Source organism: Nocardioides sp., from assembly GCF_029937575.1.
Taxonomy (GTDB): Bacteria; Actinomycetota; Actinomycetes; order Propionibacteriales; family Nocardioidaceae; genus Nocardioides.
Map to the genome: position 1 here is coordinate 1 of NZ_JAPYPS010000044.1, position 17,177 is coordinate 17,177.

A 17,177-nucleotide genomic window follows, 5' to 3' on the forward strand; every position below is an offset into this window, starting at 1 on the left:
CCGACCTACCGGGTCCCGCAGTCAAGGACGGCCGCAGGCCGCCGCGAAGCGGGCGAGCGCAGCGAGCTCCTTGACGGCGGGAGCAGGTCGGCTACGCGCGCGGCCCCACCACAACCACCACATGGGGCACCTCGAAGGGGGCAGGTCGACCACGCGCGAGGCCCCACCCACTGAACCACCAGGACCAACCCCGGAACAGACTCAGCCGCCCGACGTCGTCGGTTGACCCGGAACGCTGACGTCGTAGATCTGGCCGGGCTGCTGCAGGAGGGCCTCCAGGACCTCGGCCTTCTGCTCCGAGGCCTCCGCGCTGCCCCACCGCACCCGGCGGCCGTCGCGCAGCACCAGGTCGATCTCGTCGACGCCGTCGACCTCGAGGTGGTCGACGATGAGCCGGACCTCTGCGGTGAGTGAGGCGAGGACCTCGGCCGCGGCCTCGAGGGCGTCGGAGTCGGTGAGGTCGGCTGCCTGGATCCTGGGGAGACCGGCGGGCACTCGTCGATAGCTGTTGAAGACGATGCCGGTGTCGTCGACCGCGCGGAAGACTCCTCCACGGTCGATGACCGCGACCGGCACCCGTTCCTCGATCTCGATCTGTACGTCGTGCGGCCAGCGACGCGAGACGTCGACGGCCCCGACCGCGGCGATCTGCTCGACCCGGCGTTGGATCGCGTCCAGGTCGACCGTGGCCAGCGGGCCGCCCGTCGGGACAGCGGCGAACTCGAGGACCTCCTCCTCGGTGACGGTGTCCTCGCCGAACACGCGGACCCCCTGCACCGACAGCGTCTCGGAGAAGTACACGGCGTACACCCCGCCCCCCACGACGCCCACCAGGACCACGACCACGAGGACGTAGCGCCAGGTGAGCCAGCGCCGGGTCCACTGGCGGCGCGCGAACCGGCGTCGGCTGCGTTCCTCCGCGCTGCGCCTGCTAGGCATCGAGGAGCCTCAGCACCTCGGGCCCGACCTGCGTGACGGTGCCCGCACCGAGGGTGAGCACGAGGTCGCCCGGTCGGGCGCGCTCGACCAGGGCCGCCGCGGCGTCGCCCAGCGTGCACGTCGCCACGTGCCCCTCCGGCAGCGCCACCGCGTCGGCCACCAGCTGCGAGGTGACAGCCGGGTCGGCCGCCTCCCGGGCCAGATAGAGGTCCAGCACCAGCACCTCGTCGGCGGCGCTCAACGCCTGCCCCATCGCCGTGCCGAAGATCCGCGTGCGCGAGACGAGGTGCGGCTGGAAGGCGACCAGCAGCCGCCCCTCCCCCGCTAGCAGCCGGGCGGACTGCAGGTCTCCGGTGATCTCCGTCGGGTGGTGGGCGTAGCTGTCGTACACGCGCACGCCCTGTGCCTCACCCTTGAGCTCCATGCGGCGGCGGGTGCCGGTGAAACCGGCGATCCCGCGCACGAGCGCCTCGGGGTCGTGACCCAGCTCGACGCCGGCAGCCAGGGCGGCCAGGGCGTCGGAGAGGAAGTGGTCGCCGGGCGACCAGAGGGAGACGCCCGCCAGAGCGTCCGGCCCGACGTCGGCGCCGGCATCGGGGGAGCTGGAGACGGTGATCACCCGTCGACCCGCGTCCCGGTGCCGCTGCGCGAGGCGCGCGGCGCCCGGGTCGTCCACGCAGCACACCAGGAAGCCCGCCGGGTCGATCCGGTCGGCGAAGCGGTCGAACGCGGCGGCGTAGGCCTCCGGGGTCCCCCACTGGTCGAGGTGGTCGGCGTCGACGTTGGTCACGATGGCGGCCTCGGGCTCGTAGACCAGGAACGCCCCGTCGCTCTCGTCGGCCTCGGCGACGAAGAGATCGCTTTCGCCCACGGCGGCGTTGACGCCTGTCGCGCTCAGCTCTCCCCCGATGGCGTACGTCGGGTCCGCTCCGGCGCCCTGGAGGGCCACGGTGAGCAGCGACGTGGTGGTCGTCTTGCCGTGGGTGCCCGCCACGGCCACCACGCGGCGTCCCGACATCACCGAGGCCAGGGCCGCCGAGCGCGGGAGGACGCGCAACCCTTGCCGAACCGCCTCGCGGTACTCGGGGTTGTCCTCCGCGATCGCGGTCGAGACGACCAGCGTGTCGACGTCGGTGACGTGGGATGCCTGGTGCCCCAGCGAGACGCGAGCACCGAGTGCCCGCAGTGCGTCCAGGGTGGGTGAGTCCGTGCCGTCGCTCCCGCTGACGACGACGCCGCGACCGAGCATGATCCGGGCGATGCCGGACAGGCCGGCGCCGCCGATGCCGACGAAGTGGACCCGACCCAGCTCGTCGACGGGAGCGATCACCTCGGGGACCGGCACCCTCACCGGGAGGCCTCCTCGAGGACGATCGCGGCGAGCCGCTCGTCTGCGTCGCTCGGGATGAGCCCCGCCGCAGCGGCGCTCATGGTCGCGAGCCGCTCGGCGTCGGCAGCCAGTGCGGGGACGTTGGCGGCGACCCACTCGGCAGTGAGGTCGCCGTCGGAGACGAGAAGGGCTCCGCCCGCGTCGACGACCGGCTGGGCGTTGAGGGCCTGCTCGCCGTTGCCGATGGGCAGCGGCACGAAGATCGCCGGGACGCCCGTGGCGGCCGCCTCGGTGACGCTGTTGGCCCCGCCACGACAGATCATCAGGTCGGCTGCCGCGAGCGCGTGGTCCATCCGGTCGACGTAGGCCACGACCACGTAGGGGACGTCGGTCGGCTCCGGGGTGGCCTCGCCCTTCGGGCCGACGACGTGCAGCACCTGGACCCCGGCGTCGGCGAGCGCACGGGCGGCGGCCGAGACCGACTGGTTGAGCCGGCGCGCTCCCTGGGAACCACCGGTGACGACCAGGGTGGGGCGATCGGGATCCAGGCCGAAGGAGGCCAGTGCCTCCTCGCGCAGCGCAGCACGGTCGAGCTGGGAGATCATCCGCCGGATCGGGAGGCCGACGTACTCGGCGTGGCGCAGCGGGGTGTCGGGAAAGCTCACCGCGACCCGGGAGGCGACCCGGGCCCCGACCCGGTTGCCGATGCCCGGCAGGGCGTTCTGCTCGTGCACGACCAGCGGGAGCCTGCGGCGCCGCGCCGCGAGGTAGGCCGGCACCGAGACGTAGCCCCCGTAGCCCACGACGACGTCGGGACGGACCCGGTCGACGACGGCGAGCGCCTCCTTCACCGCGCCGCGCAGGCGTGCCGGCACGCGGAGAAGGTCGCCGTTGGGCTTGCGGGGCAGCGGGACCGGTGGGATCAGCTCGAGCGGGTAGCCGGCCTCGGGGACGACCCGGGTCTCCAGGCCTCGCGGTGTGCCCAGGCAGGTGATCTCGACGGACGGGTCGAGGCGCCGCAGAGCGTCGGCGGTGGCCAGGAGCGGGGACGTGTGGCCGGCGGTACCGCCGCCGGCAAGCAGGACTCGGGTCATGAGGGTGCAGACGCTACCGGCGGGCTCAGCGTCGGGCGGAGAGCCCCGCCGAACGCAGTCGACGCCGCTGTGCCAGGGCGCGGGCCGCCTCCGGCTCGCGCCGTGCGAAGCCGATCAGCAGCCCGATCGCAGCGAGCGTCGGCAACAGGCTGGAGCCGCCGTAGGAGACCAGCGGCAGTGGGATGCCGACGACCGGCATCAGCGCCAGCACCATGCCGACGTTGATGATCATCTGACCGATCAGCCACACCACGATGCCGAACGTCGCGTAGCGCACGAAGGGGTCCTTGGTCTGGCGCGCGATCCGCAGCGCCGCGTAGGCGATCGTCAGGAAGAGCCCGATGACCAGCAGGGTGCCGACCAGGCCGAGCTCCTCGCCGAGCACGGCGAAGATGAAGTCGGTGTGCGCCTCGGGCAGCGTGCCCCACTTCTGCTGGCTGGCTCCGATCCCCTGCCCGAACAGCCCACCGCTCGACATGGCGTACAGCCCGTGGGCGGGCTGCCAGCCAGTGCCCTGGAAGTCCTTGAAGGGGTCGACGAACGTCGTGATCCGAGCCAGCCGCTCCGTGTCGGTCGCGGCCAGGGCGAGGGCGATGACGCCGACGACCATGCTGGACAGCAGGAACAGTCGCGCCGGCGCTCCGACGACCCACAGCATCCCGATCATGATCCCGAACAGGATCAGGGCGGTGCCGAGGTCGCGTCCGAAGATGACCAGGCCGGTGGCGAGCAGCATCCCGGGCACCACCGGCACCATGATCTGGTGCAGGCTCCCGAGCCGTCGTTCCTTGTTGGCGTAGATGTGGGCGGCCCACACGACGAGCGAGAGCTTGGCGATCTCCGAGGGCTGGATCGTGATCGGGCCCAGGACCAGCCAGTTGGTGTTGCCGTTGCGCTCGACCCCGATGAACGCCGTCAGCAGCAGCAGGGTGAGGGAGATGGAGAAGGCCGGGTAGGCCAGGCGTCGTACCCAGACGAGGGAGACGCGGCTGGCCAGGAACGCGGCCGGCAGACCGATCACCGTCCACGTGAGCTGGCGACGCACGACGCTGTAGGAGTCACCGGTCTCGCGGAAGGCGAAGACGCTCGAGGAGCTCAGCACCATGACCAGGCCGATGGTGAGCAGCAGCCCCGCGGCGCTGAGCAGGAGGTAGTACGACGTCAGGGGCCGCTCGAGCGCCTCACGCACCGCCTTCAGCCAGGCGCCGGGGTGGAGTCGCACCGGCCCGACCAGGGGACGGGAGAGACTCGGTGCGCGCTCGGGATCGGCGGTGGTCACCCGGTGTCTCCCTCGCGGTCGGTGGGGTCGGTGCTGCTAGGTCTTGTCGACGATGCTGCGGACCGCATCGGCGAACCTCTCACCGCGAGCCGCGTAGTCGCTGAACTGGTCCTGCGAGGCACATCCAGGAGCCAGGAGCACCGTGTCGCCGGGGACGGCCACCGAAGCGGCTGCCTCGACGACGCGCCGCATCAGGGCCTGCCCACCGTCTACGGGGTCAGTCTGGTCGGCGTCGATCATGATCACCGGCACATCGGGGGCGTGTCGCGAAAGCGCTGCCGCGATGACGTCACGGTCGCGACCGATCAGCACCGCCGCACGCAACCGCGAGGCGACCGACCGCACCAGCTCGTCGAAGCCGGCACCCTTGGCCAGTCCACCGGCCACCCAGACGACGGGCTCGAGCGCCATCAGTGACGACTGGGCGGCGTGCGGGTTGGTGGCCTTGGAGTCGTCGACCCACGTCACTCCCGCGGCAGAGCCGACGACCGCGATCCGGTGACCGTCCAGTCGGAAGCTGCGCAGGCCGTCGCGTACGGCGGCCTGGTCGACGCCGTGGGCCCGGGCGAGCGCCGCGGCGGCCAGGGCGTTGGCGACCACGTGGGGTGCCGGCGGATGACCGTCGGCGGCCAGGTCGTCGATCGTGCACAGCTCGGCCGCACTGGTGCTGCGCTCGGCGATGAAGGCCCGGTCGACCAGCAGGTCCTCGACGACCCCGAGCATCCCGACGCCGGGCATCCCGAGCGTGAAGCCGACCGCGCGAGCGCCCTCGACGACCTCGGCGTCGCGCACCAACGCCTCGGTGGCGGGGTCGGCGGCGTTGTAGACGCAGGCCCTCTCCACCCCGGTGTAGATCCGACCCTTGTCGGCGCCGTAGGCGGCCATCGGGTCCACGCCGGGCGTGGCGCCGTACCAGTCGAGGTGGTCCTCGGCGAGGTTGAGCACCGCAGCCGCCTGAGCCCCCATGGTCTGGGTGTAGTGGAGCTGGAAGCTGGACAGCTCGACCGCGAAGACGTCGTACGGCGCGGGGTCCATCACTGCCTCGACGATCGGGAGACCGACGTTGCCTGCCGCCACGCTGCGCAGTCCGGCGGCGCGCAGGATGGCGTCGAGCATCTGCACGGTCGTCGTCTTGCCGTTGGTGCCGGTGACGCACAACCACGGGGCGGGGGCGCCGCTCGGGCCGGCGGCGCGCAGCCGCCAGGCGAGCTCGACCTCGCCCCACACCGGGATGCCGCGAGCTGCGGCCTGCTGCAGCAGCGGCGTGTCGGGGCGGAAGCCCGGCGACGTGATGACCACGTCGACGTCGTCGGGCAACGTCGCCGTCGCGCCCTGGTGGATCTCGACGCGGGCACCGAGTACCTCGAGGAGCTCGGCCTTCTCGAGCTGGGCGGGCGTGGCGGAGTCGGCCAGCGCGGTGACGGTGGCGCCGAGGTGCGTCAGGTTGTCGGCAGCGGCGAAGCCGGAGACGCCGAAGCCGGCGACCGCGGCTCGCACGCCGTCCCAGGAGTCCTCGCGCCCGAGCGCCGTGGGGTCTGGTCGACTCACAGCCGGGCGACCCACTCGGCGTAGAAGACGCCCAGGCCGGTGGCGACGAAGAGGCCGGTGATGATCCAGAACCGGATCACGACCGTGACCTGCTCCCACCCGAGCATCTCGAAGTGATGCTGCAACGGTGCCATCCGGAACACCCGGTGGCCGGCCTGGATCCCGAAGACGCGTCTGACGAGACCACTGGAGCGACTGACCTTGAAGACGCTGACCTGGATCATCACCGAGAGCGTGATCAGCACGAACAGTCCACCGAGGATGATCAGCAGCAGCTCGGTGCGGGTGAGGATGGCGAACCCGGCCAGGGCGCTGCCGAGCGCGAGCGAGCCGGTGTCGCCCATGAAGATGGCCGCCGGCGCGGCGTTCCACCAGAGGAAGCCGAAGCAGGCGCCGGTGAGCGCTGCGGCGATGATGGCGAGGTCGAGCGGGTCGCGCACGTTGTAGCACTGCGAGCTCGGGTCGTCCTGGCAGAACTGGTTGTTCTGCCAGATGTTCATCAGCGTGTAGGCGGCGAAGACCATCGCGCTGGCTCCGGTGGCGAGCCCGTCGAGCCCGTCGGTGAGGTTGACCGCGTTGCTGGTGCCGGTGACGATCAGCACGATCAGGATCACCGCGAGGATGGTGGGCAGCACCAGCCAGTCGATCTCGCGCAGGAACGAGATCTTGTGGCTCGCGGGGGTGCGGCCGTTCTCGTCCTCCAACCACGGTGAGAGCGCCAGGGCACCGAACACGACGGCGATGACGGTCTGGCCGATCATCTTGGCCTTGCTGCGCAGACCGAGGTTCCGCTTGTTGGAGATCTTGATGTAGTCGTCGAGGAAGCCGACCAGCCCCATGCCCACGAAGAGGAACAGCAGCAGCAGTGCCGAGGCCGACGGAGCCGTGAGCGTGATCAGCTTGGCGGCGAAGTAGGCCACCACGGTCGCCGCGATGATCACCAGGCCGCCCATCGTGGGCGTGCCCTTCTTCGTGTGGTGGGAGGCCGGGCCGTCGTCGCGGATCTCCTGGCCGTAGCCCAGCCGGGTGAAGTAGCCGATCGCCACGCGGGTGCCCAGCAGCGAGATGAGCAGGGACAGTCCGCCGCCCAGCAGGATCGCTCTCATGGCGCGGGGCTCCTCTCGTCGGTCGGGGCTGGTCGGGTGGGTGGAGCGTGGTGGAGCGTGGTCAGGTGACAGCCGGGGGTACGTCGTCCAGCAGGCGCTCGGCGACCTGCTCCAGGGCGGAGGCCCGTGAGGCCTTCACCAGGACCACGTCGTCGGCTCCAGCATTCTTCCGCACCCAGTCGAGTGCTTCGTGCTGCCCCGCCGTGACGATCGCCTCACTCCCCAGCTCCTCGACTCCCCGAGCGATGTCCGCGGCGCCGGACCCGACGACCACGACCCGGTCGATCCCGGCCGCGACGGCAGCGCGACCGACCTCGGCGTGCGCCTGGTCGTGCTCGTCACCCAGCTCCAGCATCTCGCCGAGCACGGCGATGGTGCGCCCGGTGCGGGCGACCCCGAGACCGGCGAGGGCGTCGAGCGCGGCGAGCATGGAGGCGGGATTGGCGTTGTAGGCGTCGTTGAGCACCAGGAGCCCGTCGGGGCGCTCGGTCAGCTCCATCCGCCAGCGCGAGGCGGCGGTGGCGCTCGACAAGGCGTCCGCCACTGCGGCGAGGCCCACCCCGGCGGCCAGGGCCATGGCCGCCGCGGCAGCGGCGTTGACCACCTGGTGCGCGCCCGTCTGTCGCAGGACGACCGGGGCCCATGCGCCGTCGTGGCCCAGGTCGAACGAGGCCCGGCCGCGAGAGTCCAGCGACATGTTCCGCCAGCGCACGTCACCGCTGAGTCCGAAGGTCGACACGTGCGCGGGGGTGCGGGGGGCCATCGCCGCGACCAGCGGGTCGTCGCCGTTGAGCACGGCCGTGCCCGAGGACGGCAGCGCCTCGATGATCTCGCCCTTGGCCCGGGCGATCGCGTCGCGTCCCCCGAACTCGCCCACGTGGGCGGTCCCGACGTTGAGGACGGCGGCGATCGTCGGCGGGCAGATCTCGCACAGGTAGGCGATGTGGCCGATCCCGCGGGCACCCATCTCCACGACGAGGTGGCGGGTGCCGGTGTCGGCACGCAGCACCGTCAGCGGCACCCCGAGCTCGTTGTTGTTGTTCGCGGCGGTCGCCACTGTCGGGGCGGCGGCGGCGAGCACCTGGGCCAGGAGGTCCTTGGTGCTGGTCTTGCCCTGGGAGCCCGTCAGTGCCAGCACGTCGACGTCCAGTCGGTCGACGACGTGGCGGGCCAGCCGCCCCAGCGCCACGGTGGGATCGCCCACGACCACGGTGGGCGCCGGGGTGGGCCGGCTGCCGAGCACGGCGTGGGCGCCGTCGGCGAAGTCGTGGCCGTCGACCCGCTCCCCCGCGATCGCCACGAACAGGCCGCGCTCCTCGGGACGGCGGTTGTCGACGTACGCCGGCCCCGCCACCACGACGTCGGGAGACGTCGTCGTCCCGCCGACGATCGCGGCGACCTCGCCGAGCGTGAGCGGGATCATCGGAGCTCCCGGGTGCGCGCGGCCAGGGCGGTCTCGGCCACCTCCTGGTCGTCGAAGGGGTGCACGACGCCGTCGATCTCCTGGCCGGTCTCGTGACCCTTGCCGGCGATGAGGACCACGTCGTGGTCCCCCGCCAGGGCGATCGCGGTCGTGATGGCCTCGCGGCGGTCACCGATCTCGAGGACCTCGGCCCCTCCGGAGGCGACTCCGGCCCGGACGGCGGCCCGGATCTGCGCGGGGTCCTCGCTGCGGGGGTTGTCGTCGGTCAGGATGAAGACGTCGGCGAGCCGCGCGGTGATCTCCCCCATCACGGGACGCTTGCCGCGGTCGCGGTCACCGCCGGCGCCCAGGACGACGACGACCCTTCCGCCCCGCGCCGCGGCGACCGGGCGGAGGGCGGCGATCGCCGCCTCGACGGCGTCGGGCTTGTGCGCGTAGTCCACCACCACGGTGAAGGACTGTCCGCACACGAGGCGCTGCATCCGCCCCGGCACGTCCGCCCGGCGCAGCCCTGCTGCCACCCGGTCGGCGTCGTAGCCCGCCTCGGCGCAGGCCGCGATCGCGGCGAGGGCGTTCTCCACGTTGAACTCGCCGGGAAGGGGCACGGCGGCGGCGACGTCGGGGGCCGCGGCCCCCTCGCGGCTGCGGCGGACCACGAAGGAGGAGCCCCCGTGCTCGAGGTCGTCGACGCGGAGGCCCGTGGCACACCAGTCGGCATCGCGACCCCGGGCCGAGAAGGTCCGGACGGGCAGCGACGTCTCGGCGGCCAGGCGCCGGCCGTGCGCGTCGTCGACGTTGATCAGCGCCAGTCGGGCGTGCTCGGGCGTGAACAGCGACGCCTTGGCCTGGTAGTAGTCCTCGACGTCACGGTGGAAGTCGAGGTGATCGCGCCCCAGGTTGAGGAAGACCGCGACGTCGAAGACCACGCCGTCCACGCGCCCCATCACCAGGGCATGGCTGGAGACCTCCATCGCGCAGGCGTCCACACCTCGCTCGCGCATCAGGGCGAACAACCCGTGGAGGTCGGGCGCCTCGGGCGTGGTCAGCGTGGTCCTGACGTCTTCACCGGCGATCCGGGTGCCCACCGTGCCGACCACTGCCGCGCGGACGTCGGCGTCGAGCAGCCCGGCCTCGGCCAAGCGGGTCGTCGTCGTCTTCCCCTGCGTGCCGGTGACCCCGATCATCGTCATCGACCGGGTGGGGTCCCCGTAGATCCGGGCGCTGACCCGGCCGAGCACGGCTCGCGGGTCCGCCACCACGACGACGGGTACGGCGAGAACGTCGACGGCGCACAGGTCGGCGCCGGCCGCGTCCGTCAGGATGGCCACGGCGCCGGCGTCCACGGCCGGGGCCACGAACTCGGCTCCGTGGGCACGGGTGCCCGGCAGGGCGGCGTACAGGTCACCGGGTTCGATCCGCTGCGTGCTGAGGCTGATGCCGGAGACCTGCGCGGAGGTCGGCGACGACGAGCCGGACTCCTCCTCGGGGAGCACGACCCGCACCGCGTGGCCGGCGTCGCGCAACCAGCCCACGACCACGTCGAGCGGGGTCAGGGGCGGCGAGGCGGGGCGGGTGGACGACACGAGGGGATCATCCTGACCCATCACCACTCGGCGGGCAGCCGGGAGGGGTTGGTCCCCGTCGGCTCGACGCCGTAGCGACGCAGTGCGTAGCCCATCAGCTTGGAGAAGGCCGGCCCCGCGACCGAGCCACCGCCCCCGCCGTTGCGCGGGTTCTGGACGACGACGTAGATGGTGAAGCGGGGGTCGTCGGCCGGGGCGAAGCCCGCGAAGGAGACGGTGAAGGTGCCGTCGTAGCACCCGCACTCCTCGCCGACCCGCTGGGCGGTCCCGGTCTTGCCTGCCACGCGGTACCCGGGGACGGCGGCGCCAGGAGCGACCCCGACCTCCGGGTCGATGACGCGCTCCATCATCTCCATCGTCTGGCGTGCGGCGTCCTCGCTGACGACTCGCCGCTCGGTGGCGACCCCGCTGCCGATCTCGGTGCCGTCGTCCAGCGTCGCCGTGCCGTGGACCAGGCTCGGGTCGATGCGCACGCCGCCGTTGGCGATCGTGTTGACCGCCGCTGCCATCTGGAGCGCGTTGACCGACAGCGACTGGCCGAAGGCGATGCGGTCCGCGGTCTGGCTGGTCATCAGGTCGGCCGACGGCAGGATGCCCTTCGTCTCGCCGGCGAGACCGACATCGGCCTTGCGGCCCAGCCCGAACGCGGTGAGGTAGTCGTGCATCTGGCCGGGCTCGAACTCGTCGGCGGCCATCACGGTGCCGATGTTGGAGGACTTGGCGATGATCCCGGCCAGCGTCAGCCGGATGGTCCCGTGCTGGAAGTAGTCGTGGATCGGTCGGTCCTGGCGGTTGAGGACCGGAGGCACCTCGAAGCGCGTCTTGTTGGTGACCTTGCCCGCGTCGATCAGGCCGGCCACGGTGAGCACCTTCTCGACCGAGCCCGGCTCGTAGACGTCGCTGAGGGCCCGCGAGGTGTAGGTGCTCTCCGGGTACTCCGCGGGCTCGGAGGCGTCGTACGTCGGGTAGTCGGCCTGGCTGAGCACCTCCCCGGTCTGGGTGTCCATCACCACGGCGTAGCCCGAGTCGCCCCGCGCACCGCGCACCGTCTGGCTGAGCACCCGCTGGGCGTACCACTGCAGGTCGCGGTCGATCGTGGTGGTCAGGTCGTTGCCGTCGCGGGCCTCCACCACCGTGTTGTCGCCCAACGGGATCCGAGCCCCCGCCCCGACCTGGTAGCGCGCCTCGCCATCGGTCCCGGCGAGGTAGTCGTCGAAGGAGGACTCGAGTCCGGCCAGGGGCCGCGCGGAGCCGTCGTTGCGCGGCGTGCCCAAGAACCCGACGACGTTGGCCGCCACGTCGCGCGAGGGGTAGAAGCGCACCGGGTCGTCCTGGGTGGTGAGACCGACGAAGCCGGCCTCGCGGGCCTCGGCGACGACCTTGCTCGCCTCGGCGGCCGGGACCTGGCGGGCGATGTACTGGAACTGGCTGTCGCGGGCGCGCAGGCGCTCGAGCACCTCGAAGTAGTCGAGGTCCAGACGCTTCGAGAGCAGGTCGGCGAGGTCGGTGGCGTCGTCGGTCGTCAAGGACGGGTCGGCGACGATCATCAGTCCGTCGGCGGACGCCGCCAGCGGCTCACCGGTGCGGTCCAGGATCTCGCCGCGCTCGGCGGGGAGCACGACCGACTGCGACCCCTCGGCGGCCGCCATCTGGGCGTACTGCTTCGGGTCGATGCCCTGCAGCTGCACCAGACGTCCCGCGAAGACCGAGACCACGATCGCGATCGCGATGAAGCCGATCCGCAGGCGCACGGTCGAGACACCTCGCTTGACCGGCCGGCGCCGGGTCCGCAGGCTCCGCGACGGCGGTCGGGTACGGCGTACCTGGCGCACGGGTGGCCGGCGCGGGGTGTTCCTGGGTCGACTCACCGGCAGTGCCCCATCCTCTTGAGCCTCGTCAGCCGCGTCCGCATCGGGACTCCTGTGCCCACTATCGGCCCGAGCCCTGCGTCCGGCCCTGCGCCGCGCCGGAGCGCTGCCCCGGAAGCACCGGCACGTCCTCGGGGACCGGACGCACCGGGCGGACCATGGGCTCGAACCCGCAGGGTCCGGCAACGGCTGCGGTCGGCGTGCCGGTCAGGGCCCCGGTCTCGACGTCGAGGAACGCGGCGGTCGGCCCGACCACCATGCCCAGCGCGCAGGCCTGGGCGGCCAGGCGCTGCGGGTCGCGCAGCTGGTCGAGCTCCATGGCCAGCGCCTCCTGTCGCGCGGAGAGGCTGCTCGCCTGGTCCTCGAGCTTGGAGGCGGTGAACGACGCCTGCTGCATCGAGGTGTTGAAGAGCAGCAGCCCCACCACCCCCGCCAGCAGGATCAGGCTGACCAGGGTGACGAACGGGATGCGTGGGGCCCGCGTGCGCAGGCGCGGCACCACCGAGAGCCGGGCCCGGTCGACCGCGGCCTCCGCGAAGCGGGGCAGCGAGGTGCGGCGCTGGGGAGAGGTACTGCTCATCGCGCGGCTCCTGTGGTCGACGGGGCGATTCGTTCGAGGGCTCGCAGCCGCACGGACGCGGCACGGGGGTTCGCGGCGGTCTCGACGTCGTCGGCCTGCTCGGCTCCGCGGGTGACCAGCCGCAGGGCGGGCTCGCTGCCCTCGGGCACGAAGGGCAGGTCGATCGGCACCGTGCTGCGCGTCGCCGCGGTGAAGGCCTGCTTGACCAGGCGGTCCTCGAGGGAGTGGTAGGACTCGACGACCACCCGTCCGCCGACGGCGATCGCGTCGATCGCAGCCGGGATCGCGCGACGCAGGACGGCCAGCTCGTCGTTGACCTCCATCCGCAGGGCCTGGAAGGTCCGCTTGGCCGGGTGTCCCCCCGTACGTCGTGCCGGAGCCGGGATCTCGGCGTACAGCAGCTCCACCAGCGCGGCGGAGGTCGTGAACGGGGCCGTCTCGCGCTGGCGCACGACGGCGCCGGCGATCTTGCGGGCGAACTTCTCCTCGCCGTACTCGCGCAGCACCCGGGCCAGCTCGGCGGCGCTGTAGGTGTTGAGCACGTCGGCGGCACTGGGGCCGGAGGTGTTGTCCATCCGCATGTCCAGCGGCGCGTCGACGGCGTAGGCGAAGCCGCGCTCGGCCACATCGAGCTGCATCGAGGACACGCCGAGGTCGAAGAGCACCGCGTCGACGGCGGACAACCCCTGGTCGGCCAGCACGTCAGGCAGCTCGTCGTAGACCGCGTGGACCCCCACGAAACGGTCCCCGAAGGGGGCCAGCCGCTCCCCCGCCATGGCGAGCGCGTCCGGGTCGCGGTCGATGCCGATCACCCGGGCGAGCTCGCAGCGCGACAGCACCGCCTCCGTGTGGCCGCCCAGTCCCAAGGTGGCGTCGACGAGGACGGCACCGTCGTGGTCGAGAGCCGGGGCCAGGAGGGCCACGACCCTGTCGATGAGCACCGGGTCGTGGGAGACCATCAGCGCCCCAGGTGGGTGAGCAGCAGCAGGGCCGCGGCACAGGCGACCGAGACGACGCCGGAGAAGGCCATCACGGCCACGACGTCCTGCGCCTGGTGGCGCACGCGTCGCTCGGGTGTCACGCGTTGCGTGGTGGGTGTGCTGCTCATCGGATCGACCCCTGATGTGCGTGCGGCCCGGGCCGCGGGTGGTTGCTGGGAAGGCGTGCTGCTGGTGGTGCTGGGCGATCCGTAGAGCCAGGGCTCCGCCCGCTCCCCGATGACTTGGGGAAGCGCTGTCTTCTGGGGCCGGGGAAGGTGTCCCAGACGACAGCAGGGAAGAGAGCGGGTCGGAGACCTCGTCCTGCGGATCGCTGTTGAGTTGTGGTGGGGCCCCGGTGGGGCTGGGTGGTGGGGCTCGGTGGTGGGCGTGGAGCGGGGTGGTCAGTCGTCGTCCTCGTCGTCGTCGAGCTCGGCGAAGCGGCGTACCTCGTCGGCCTGGTAGGCAGCCCAGGACGTGGGGTTCCAGATCTCCAGACGGTCGCGGACGCCGATGACCACGACCTCCTTCTCGAGCCCGGCGTAGTCACGCAGGGGTGCGGGGATGCCGATCCGCCCGGACTTGTCGGGGGTGGCCTCCTCGCCGCCGGAGAAGAACATCCGGGCGTAGCCACGGGCCGCCTTGCTGGTCAGCGGCTTCTCGGAGGCACGGTCGGCCTCGCGGTCGAAGACGGCGGGGGGCCACACGACCAGGCAGTTCTCCTGTCCCTGCGTCACGACGACCCCCTCGGCCAACTGGTCCCTGAACTTGGCGGGGAGGAAGAGGCGGCCCTTCTCGTCGAGCTTGGGGTGGAAGGTGCCCATGAATCGCATCGAGCACCTCCTGCTTCAAGCCACAGAGCCCCACGGTGGTGGTCTCTCGCTCCACTTTCCCCCACCTTACGCCACTTTCCCCCACCGTCAACCACATTCGCTCCCCCGTCCCCCACGACGCTCCCCAGGGCGTCCCTCCCGAGCCCCGCGGCCGGGCCACGGCAGTCGATCTCGCGACCGGCACCGCCGAGCGGCAACCAAATCGTGATCCGCGACGTCGCACCCTGGACCGACGCTCCGCGTAGGTTGCGGGGACGCCCTACCGTGGGGGCTCCACGGGGCCCACGACCTGGGCGCACAGGTGGGCGACGAAGCTGGAAGGACCGGACGTGAACAATCCGACTGCGGGAGCAGCCGACCTCGAGACCGTGGCACGCGTCGTAGGGCGCATCCGCACCAACATCGAGCGCGTGATCGAGGGCAAGCCCGACGTCGTGACCTCGACGCTGGTGGTGTTGCTCGCCGAGGGACACCTGCTCATCGAGGACGTCCCCGGGGTCGGGAAGACGATGCTGAGCAAGGCCCTGGCGCGCAGCATCGACTGCTCGGTGCGCCGCATCCAGTTCACCCCGGACCTGCTGCCCTCCGACGTCACCGGGGTGTCGGTCTTCAACCAGAACACCCGCGAGTTCGAGTTCCGCCCCGGCGGCGTCTTCGCCAACATCGTGGTCGGCGACGAGATCAACCGGGCGTCCCCCAAGACGCAGTCGGCGCTGCTCGAGTGCATGGAGGAGCGCCAGGTCACCGTTGACAACGCGACCTACTCGCTGGAGTCGCCGTTCATGGTGATCGCCACCCAGAACCCGATCGAGATGGAGGGCACCTACGCCCTGCCCGAGGCACAGCGAGACCGGTTCATGGCGCGTGTCTCGGTGGGCTACCCCGTCGAGGCCGCGGAGATCGCGATGCTCGACTCCCACACCTACGCGCGTCCGCTCGACGACCTCGAGGCCGTGACGGACGCCGGCGAGATCCGCAAGCTGTGCGGGATCGTCGGGCAGGTCCACGTCTCCCCCGCGGTCCAGCAGTACGTCGTCGCGATCACCGGCGCCACCCGCCGCACCGACGACCTGATGCTCGGCGCCTCGCCCCGCGCCACCCTGCACCTGGTCCGGGCGGCCAAGGCGTACGCCGCGATCCACGGCCGCGAGTACGTCCTGCCCGACGACGTGTCGCTGCTGGCGCGACCGGTGCTGGCCCACCGCCTGCTCCCCAGCGTCGAGGCCACCATGAGCGGTCGCACCGTCGCCGCCATCGTGGACGGCGTCGTCGGCTCGGTCCCGGTGCCGTCGCCGCGGCCGCCCAGCCACCGTGCGTGAGGCACTGCGAGGCCTGACCGTCCGCGGCCGCGCGTTCCTCGCCGCCGGGGTGACCGCGATCGTCTGTGCGATCGTGCTCGGTCAGCCGGCCCTCAGCCGCGTGGGCGTCCTCGTGGTGCTGCTGCCCCTGGCGACCGCGGCCCTGCTGGGGCGTGCCCGCTACCGCTTGGCGCTCGTGCGCACCACGTCACCCCAGCTGGTCGCCGCCGGGCAGCCCGCACGCGTCAACCTGTCGCTGACCAACGAGGGCCGCACGCCCAGCGGCGTGCTCCTCCTCGAGGACCACGTGCCCTACGTGCTCGGCACCCGCCCCCGCTTCGTGCTCGACGGCGTCGGTCACGGGTGGCACCGCCAGGTGTCCTACCAGGTGCGCTCCGACGTGCGCGGTCGCTTCGAGATCGGTCCGATGACCGTGCGCGTCAGCGACGCCTTCGGGCTGGTGGAGCTCGGCCGAGCCTTCCGCACCACCGTCCCCCTGACCGTCACCCCGCGCATCTCCCCCCTGCCGGCCATCCCACTCGGCGGCGGCTGGACCGGCTCGGGCGACAACCGACCCCGCGCCTTCGCCTTCGGCTCCGCCGAGGACGTCACCGTCCGGGAGTACCGCCAGGGCGACGACCTGCGCCGGGTCCACTGGCGCAGCTCGGCACGCACCGGAGACCTGATGGTGCGCCGCGAGGAGCAGCCCTGGCAGTCCAGAGCCACCCTGCTCATCGACAACCGACTGCTCTCCCACCGCGGCCAGGGCATCGCCAGCTCCCTCGAGGCGGCCGTCAGCGTCACCGCCTCCGTCGCGGTGCACCTCAGCCAGCGCGGCTTCGCCGTACGCCTGGTGAGCGCCGGCGGGGAGGACCAGGCCAACGCCTGGCACCTGCGCGACTCGACCCTCAACACCGGCCCACTCCTCGAGGCACTGGCGGTGTTGCAGACCGACAACAGGTCGCGGATGGACTCGACCTGGATGGGCGAGGCCTCCCAGGGGGGCCTGACCATCGCCGTCTTCGGCGCCCTCGACCAGCACGACGTCCCCCTGCTACGACGGGTCGCCCACCACACCACCTCCGCGATGGCCTTCGCCCTGGACGTCGACGCCTGGGCAGGAGGGGGACGAGCCTCGAGCGGGTCGGCTCCCGTGCTCACCTCGGCCGGCTGGCGCGCCGTGACCTTGGGTCCGCAGGACAGGATGGACAGCGCCTGGGAGGAACTCGGTCGGATGGGTAGCGCCCGGGGCCTGAGCGTCCCCGTCGGACAAGGATGAGCATGCACGACAGCCGCAGCACGCGTCCCGAGGAGGCGAT

General features: G+C 72.2%; 15 protein-coding genes. 2 read left to right on the plus strand and 13 right to left on the minus strand.

Annotation, left to right across the window (positions count from 1 at the left end):
• Positions 1-201 precede the first annotated feature (201 nt).
• From Q1K33_RS14270 to mraZ, 13 genes are all read right to left on the minus strand, one after another.
• Positions 202-939, minus strand: a complete 738-nt coding sequence (locus tag Q1K33_RS14270; RefSeq protein ID WP_300405095.1) for an FtsQ-type POTRA domain-containing protein — start codon at positions 937-939, stop codon at positions 202-204.
• On the minus strand, positions 932-2,290 hold the full coding sequence (gene murC, locus Q1K33_RS14275) for a UDP-N-acetylmuramate--L-alanine ligase (protein WP_300405097.1): 1,359 nt from the start codon (positions 2,288-2,290) through the stop codon (positions 932-934). The genes Q1K33_RS14270 and murC overlap by 8 nt, the downstream gene beginning before the upstream one ends.
• The gene (gene murG, locus Q1K33_RS14280; protein WP_300405099.1) at positions 2,287-3,363 is read right to left on the minus strand and encodes an undecaprenyldiphospho-muramoylpentapeptide beta-N-acetylglucosaminyltransferase; all 1,077 of its coding nucleotides are present in this window, start codon (positions 3,361-3,363) and stop codon (positions 2,287-2,289) included. The genes murC and murG overlap by 4 nt, the downstream gene beginning before the upstream one ends.
• Before the next feature lie 25 nt (positions 3,364-3,388).
• The gene (gene ftsW / locus Q1K33_RS14285) at positions 3,389-4,642 is read right to left on the minus strand and encodes a putative lipid II flippase FtsW (RefSeq protein WP_300405101.1); all 1,254 of its coding nucleotides are present in this window, start codon (positions 4,640-4,642) and stop codon (positions 3,389-3,391) included.
• A 36-nt stretch (positions 4,643-4,678) separates the two neighbouring features.
• Complete coding sequence (gene murD, locus Q1K33_RS14290) at positions 4,679-6,190, minus strand: UDP-N-acetylmuramoyl-L-alanine--D-glutamate ligase (RefSeq protein ID WP_300405103.1); 1,512 nt, start codon at positions 6,188-6,190, stop codon at positions 4,679-4,681.
• Positions 6,187-7,296 (minus strand): phospho-N-acetylmuramoyl-pentapeptide-transferase, encoded by a 1,110-nt coding sequence (gene mraY, locus Q1K33_RS14295; RefSeq protein WP_300405105.1) that lies wholly within the window; start codon positions 7,294-7,296, stop codon positions 6,187-6,189. Before mraY ends, murD begins: the two co-directional genes overlap by 4 nt.
• A gap of 61 nt (positions 7,297-7,357) precedes the next feature.
• A complete protein-coding gene (gene murF / locus Q1K33_RS14300) occupies positions 7,358-8,719 on the minus strand; it encodes a UDP-N-acetylmuramoyl-tripeptide--D-alanyl-D-alanine ligase (RefSeq protein ID WP_300405107.1) in 1,362 nt (453 codons plus the stop codon).
• Positions 8,716-10,302, minus strand: coding sequence for a UDP-N-acetylmuramoyl-L-alanyl-D-glutamate--2,6-diaminopimelate ligase (locus tag Q1K33_RS14305; RefSeq protein ID WP_300405110.1), 1,587 nt, complete (start codon positions 10,300-10,302; stop codon positions 8,716-8,718). Before Q1K33_RS14305 ends, murF begins: the two co-directional genes overlap by 4 nt.
• 20 nt (positions 10,303-10,322) lie before the next feature.
• On the minus strand, positions 10,323-12,053 hold the full coding sequence (locus Q1K33_RS14310; RefSeq protein ID WP_300405113.1) for a penicillin-binding protein 2: 1,731 nt from the start codon (positions 12,051-12,053) through the stop codon (positions 10,323-10,325).
• A gap of 178 nt (positions 12,054-12,231) precedes the next feature.
• Positions 12,232-12,750, minus strand: a complete 519-nt coding sequence (locus Q1K33_RS14315; protein WP_300405115.1) for a hypothetical protein — start codon at positions 12,748-12,750, stop codon at positions 12,232-12,234.
• A complete protein-coding gene (rsmH, locus tag Q1K33_RS14320; RefSeq protein WP_300405117.1) occupies positions 12,747-13,709 on the minus strand; it encodes a 16S rRNA (cytosine(1402)-N(4))-methyltransferase RsmH in 963 nt (320 codons plus the stop codon). Before rsmH ends, Q1K33_RS14315 begins: the two co-directional genes overlap by 4 nt.
• Complete coding sequence (locus Q1K33_RS14325; protein ID WP_300405119.1) at positions 13,709-13,858, minus strand: hypothetical protein; 150 nt, start codon at positions 13,856-13,858, stop codon at positions 13,709-13,711. The genes rsmH and Q1K33_RS14325 overlap by 1 nt, the downstream gene beginning before the upstream one ends.
• A gap of 273 nt (positions 13,859-14,131) precedes the next feature.
• Positions 14,132-14,560: a division/cell wall cluster transcriptional repressor MraZ gene (gene mraZ / locus Q1K33_RS14330; RefSeq protein ID WP_300405121.1), complete on the minus strand. Its 429-nt coding sequence runs from the start codon at positions 14,558-14,560 to the stop codon at positions 14,132-14,134.
• A 329-nt stretch (positions 14,561-14,889) separates the two neighbouring features.
• On the opposite strand from mraZ, the gene Q1K33_RS14335 reads away from it, so the two are divergent.
• Together Q1K33_RS14335 and Q1K33_RS14340 are read left to right on the plus strand one after the other, a co-directional pair.
• Positions 14,890-15,879, plus strand: coding sequence for a MoxR family ATPase (locus Q1K33_RS14335; protein WP_300405123.1), 990 nt, complete (start codon positions 14,890-14,892; stop codon positions 15,877-15,879).
• Entirely contained in the window at positions 15,872-17,137 is a 1,266-nt protein-coding gene (locus Q1K33_RS14340; protein ID WP_300405125.1) for a DUF58 domain-containing protein, read from the plus strand. The genes Q1K33_RS14335 and Q1K33_RS14340 overlap by 8 nt, the downstream gene beginning before the upstream one ends.
• Positions 17,138-17,177: the final 40 nt, after the last annotated feature.

What these genes read in the sequence shown, in the direction of transcription:
- rsmH (WP_300405117.1), bottom strand. Translation starts at nt 13,709, where the DNA reads ATGGTCTCCCACGACCCGGTGCTCATCGACAGGGTCGTGGCCCTCCTG.
- murG (WP_300405099.1), bottom strand. Translation starts at nt 3,363, where the DNA reads ATGACCCGAGTCCTGCTTGCCGGCGGCGGTACCGCCGGCCACACGTCC.
- mraY (WP_300405105.1), bottom strand. Translation starts at nt 7,296, where the DNA reads ATGAGAGCGATCCTGCTGGGCGGCGGACTGTCCCTGCTCATCTCGCTG.
- mraZ (WP_300405121.1), bottom strand. Translation starts at nt 14,560, where the DNA reads ATGCGATTCATGGGCACCTTCCACCCCAAGCTCGACGAGAAGGGCCGC.
- Q1K33_RS14315 (WP_300405115.1), bottom strand. Translation starts at nt 12,750, where the DNA reads ATGAGCAGTACCTCTCCCCAGCGCCGCACCTCGCTGCCCCGCTTCGCG.
- Q1K33_RS14325 (WP_300405119.1), bottom strand. Translation starts at nt 13,858, where the DNA reads ATGAGCAGCACACCCACCACGCAACGCGTGACACCCGAGCGACGCGTG.
- Q1K33_RS14270 (WP_300405095.1), bottom strand. Translation starts at nt 939, where the DNA reads ATGCCTAGCAGGCGCAGCGCGGAGGAACGCAGCCGACGCCGGTTCGCG.
- murF (WP_300405107.1), bottom strand. Translation starts at nt 8,719, where the DNA reads ATGATCCCGCTCACGCTCGGCGAGGTCGCCGCGATCGTCGGCGGGACG.